The 4,368-nt window shown below is 38.8% G+C and carries 3 protein-coding genes; all 3 read right to left on the reverse strand.

Going from position 1 to position 4,368, the window contains the following annotated elements:
- Window positions 1–48 precede the first annotated feature (48 nt).
- Window positions 49–2,169 carry an anaerobic ribonucleoside-triphosphate reductase gene (nrdD, locus tag Q0E71_RS06455; protein ID WP_294797158.1) on the reverse strand — a complete coding sequence of 707 codons (2,121 nt, stop codon included), beginning with the start codon at window positions 2,167–2,169 and terminating at the stop codon, window positions 49–51.
- A 588-nt stretch (window positions 2,170–2,757) separates the two neighbouring features.
- Complete coding sequence (locus Q0E71_RS06460; RefSeq protein WP_294797160.1) at window positions 2,758–3,765, reverse strand: LCP family protein; 1,008 nt, start codon at window positions 3,763–3,765, stop codon at window positions 2,758–2,760.
- A 173-nt stretch (window positions 3,766–3,938) separates the two neighbouring features.
- The coding region (locus Q0E71_RS06465; RefSeq protein ID WP_294797162.1) for a hypothetical protein at window positions 3,939–4,368 on the reverse strand (430 nt) is incomplete at its 5' end.

Consider the following 4,368-nt stretch of genomic DNA (forward strand, 5'->3'; position numbering starts at 1 on the left):
CGCCTGGGCCGTTCGCTATGTCGTACTTCCTAATTTGCGCGTAATTCATTATATGTGAAGTACCCTTTGCTTGATCTCCTTAGTTTTTCCTTCATTCCAGAAGTTTTCGCCAAGGTAGCCGCATGTCCTTCTTGTAACATTCATCTTAGCTTGGTCCTTGTTATGGCATTGTGGGCATTCCCATTCGTTTTTGTCATTTATAATGATTTCGCCATCATAGCCGCAAACGTGGCAATAGTCGGACTTTGTATTGAATTCTGCATATTGAATATTGTCATAAATATAATCAACTATAGTTTCAAGCGCTTCTAAGTTATGGCCCATGTTAGGTATTTCAGCGTAACTGATGCAGCCGCCCTTTGAAAGTGCTTGGAATTGAGCTTCAAACTTAAACTTATCAAATATAGATATATGCTCTCTAACATCAACGTGGAAAGAGTTTGTGTAGTAGCCCTTGTCAGTAACGTTCTTGATCTCGCCAAATCTTTCAAGGTCCTTCTTAGCAAATCTATAGCAAAGGCTTTCAGCAGGAGTGCCGTAAAGCGCATAACCAAGGCCATCTTCCTTCTTCCAAGCTTGTAATTTTTCGTTCATCTTTCTCATTACTTTAAGAGCAAAATCAGTTGCGTGCTCGTCAGTATGAGGAGTGTGGCGAACTAGGTAAGTCGCTTCATATAGACCGATGTAGCCTAAAGTTACAGTGGCATAACCATTCTCAAGAAGTGGTCTGATTGGCTCGTGCTCATTAAGTCTAGCGATAGCGCCGTGTCTCCAGTGAATTGGAGATGAATCACTTGTAACGTTCTTTAAGATATCGTATCTAAGTAGACAAGCCTTTCTGCAAAGGTCAAGTCTCTTGTCAAGGATTTCAAAAAATTTTTCTTCATCGCCGCCGCTAACGATAGCTATTTGCGGTAAGTTTAGAGAAACAACACCCATGTTGAATCTGCCGTCAAACTTGTAGTTGCCGTCCTTATCCTTCCATGGCGATAGAAATGCTCTGCAGCCCATAGGCGCAAAAACGTTGCCTTCGTAATTTTCTCTCATCTTTTTAGCAGAGATATAGTCAGGGTACATTCTTTTCGCAGTACATTTTATAGCAGTTTGAGTTAGGTAATAGTACTTCGAGTCCTTGTGAACGTTGTTTTCATCAAGCACATAAACAAGCTTTGGAAATGCTGGTGTCACATAAACACCGCATTCGTTCTTTATACCTTGAATTCTTTGCTTCAAGATCTCTTCGATGATCATCGCAAGCTCGTCCGCGTACTCAAAATCATCTTCCATGTGCATGAAAAGAGTAACGAAAGGCGCTTGACCATTCGAAGTCATAAGTGTATTTATTTGATATTGTATAGTTTGTATTCCGCTTTCAAGATCCCTTTGAGTAAGTTTTCTTGCTAATTCGTCTTGCTTTGCCTCGTCATCAAACATTTCTTTCGCAAGCTTCAAATTCTTTTCGTAGCTGCGTCTTAAGTACTTCGCAAGACATTTTATGTCAATGGATTGGCCACCATATTGGTTTGATGCGATTTGTGCAATGATTTGAGTCATGACATTGCAGGCAACTTGGAAAGATCTTGGGCTTTCAATCAATTTGCCATTAACAACAGTGCCGTTGTCAAGCATGTCCTTCATATTAACAAGGCAGCAGTTAAACATAGGTTGAATGATGTAGTCCATATCATGCAAATGGATGGAGCCTTCGTCGTGCGCTTGAAGCAAGTCATCATCAATCATTAGCCTTCTAGCAATGTCCTTAGATACTTCACCAGCAATCAAATCCCTTTGAGTAGATGCGATGTGAGCGTTTTTATTAGAGTTTTCCTTCATTAAGTCGCTGTTCTTTCTGTCAAGAAGACCGATGATGCTCTCGTCAGTAGTATTAATCTTTCTCTTAAAAGCTTGAACAGCCTTGTAATTTTCATAACTTCTGGCAGTAGCCGGATTTTTGTTCTCGATAAGCTTGTAGTAAACCTTGTCTTCGATATCATAAATCGAAAGAGGTCTCTCAGCTACAACAGCTTCCCTCTTGATTTCGTCAGCTATCTTTTCAGCAAGACCTTCTTCATATACCCCAGTCGAAGAATTCATCGCCTTTTTAATAGCTACAACAATTTTAGATTCGTCAAATGGCACTTTTTCGCCGCTTCTCTTGAATATATACATCTCATACCTCCACAATATTTTGATTGCTTCTCCTTGTTTGTAAATATTATTATACTACATATGGTGGCGATTGGCAATAGTAAAATATAAATAATTTGTTAAGATTTTGTCATATATTGTCGTGTAGTGAAGTGATTACTATGTTGTTTTTTATATAGGCAGAAAAAGCGTAATTGACTGACGAGTCAAGCGTAATGTTTATGTCATGCCTAAACATTTCACATCGAAAATTGTTTTCATCGTTTGAATGAAAATCATAAACTAGCATAAAAAAAGAAGGCACATTGCCTTCTTTAGAATATAAATAATTTTTCTTAAACAATTATATTACTCATCTACTCATTATTTCATAGATAAAATATCTTAATCGATTCACTCCATATTTTCTTTATTCTCAATTTCGCAGAGCAAACGAGATGATTAAACGAAGTGGACTGACGCATCAAGCAGAGTGTATTCTCATTATTTCATAGATAAAATGGATGGATAAGGCGAAGTGGAGAATTTAACAAGCGATTACGTACTAAACGTACTTAGAGCGAAGTTAAATTCGAACGAGCCTTAGGCGCCATTTTAGCATGAAAGAATTTACTTGAAGCGATAGTCTCCAAACCAAGGATAAACCTTCTCCTCAATCTCACTCTTAGGTATTGTCAAAGCGCTTAGTCCATGTACGCTGCCTGGTTTACCTATTAGTGAAGCGGTTTCCATCTTATCTGCATGTACTCTACCTATACCAACTTGCAAGATTGATGTAGCAATTGTGCCTCCTGGGATATTTGTCTTAACGTTTTTATTGATTGTATTCCAGATTGATCCGATCTTTAATATATTTTCGGGTCTTAGGACTTTTTTAGCAAGTTCCTTCATAAAATCTTGTTGCGTCCTTTGTCTACCATAATCAGCAACTCCATAATTTGAATCAGTATAACCTTTTCTAAATCTAAGTAGACCTATAACATTGTCCTTAGTAATTGTTTGCTTACCTTTTTTAATATTGATGTGCAGCTCATTGCCCTTTGTTGTATCATGGTAGTTCATGTCGATTGGCACGTCAAATTCAACGCCGCCAACTATATCTACTAGGTCCTCTACTGCCTTGTAGTCGACTCTTACGTAGTAGCGCACATCAAGCTTAAGCCAGTCTCTAACTGTTTTAAGTGCCAGCGCTGGTCCGCCGTATGAGTGGGCGTGTGTTAGCTTGTCATCTGCGCCCTTAATCTTTACTATACTATCACGAGGAAGGCTTAGCATCTTGATTGAGCCGTCGTCAAAGTTTACTTTGCAAAGCATCATTGTATCTGATCTTTGTCCCCTCATCTCCTTTTGGCCGGCATCTCTCTTGTCTATACCCATCAGCAAGAAGCAAAGCTCGTTACCGTGCTCTTCCTTCAGAACCTTTTGGTCATCTGGGAATATTGGGTTTAGCTCCTCTTCTGTTTCTTCATCTTCTTGAGCCTCTTCCTCTACTTGATTTTCTTCTATATTATCATTACCTTTTAATTCGCCGTTGTTGATCCTCTTTTGCGCCCTGTAAAACACAAAGCCAAAGGCTAGAAACGCGACTATAAAAGATATCACAAATTTCTTTTTCATAATCAAACTCCTTTTACTTCTCATATTATAATACATGAGCAAAAATTTTTCAATAGAGTTCATAAATTTGTTACTATTTTGTTAATCTCTTTTTATCTTTGAGAATGGCTTTGCTGCCACTCTAATAACTTTCATACGTTTTATTCACTCTACTTAAAGCGATTTACCTGCCATCATCTTTTACTTTTGTCTTCAATGGAAGTTTTTTCAACTAAATCCAAAAGTTTATTCGTAGTGGCAAGGCCATATCCATAGTTTGTGGTGATAACTGCTCTCTTAGAAAGCTCTTTCGCCTCAGCTATAGGGAGGGCCTTACGAGTTTTGCGGTCGATGTAGCGGCCGTGCTCAAAAATTCTGTCTCTCGGATAGACAAAAAGCGTTTCATCTGTGATGAAGCTGCCTTTGTCAAGGTGAGTCATTGGAAAGACGATGTTATTTTTGCTTGCTTCGTCATCAAGTAGGTCGACGCCCATGTTAGGGTACTTTGTCTTGTCCCAATCAAGTAGATTTATTAGTGTCGCGTATAAATCGAGCTGGCTACCTATATTGTGCCTTTGCGCGTTTCCTTTGTAGCCGGGGACTCTGATTAGTAGCGGTATATTC

Source organism: uncultured Fenollaria sp., assembly GCF_934202865.1.
Classification (GTDB): Bacteria; Bacillota; Clostridia; order Tissierellales; family Peptoniphilaceae; genus Fenollaria.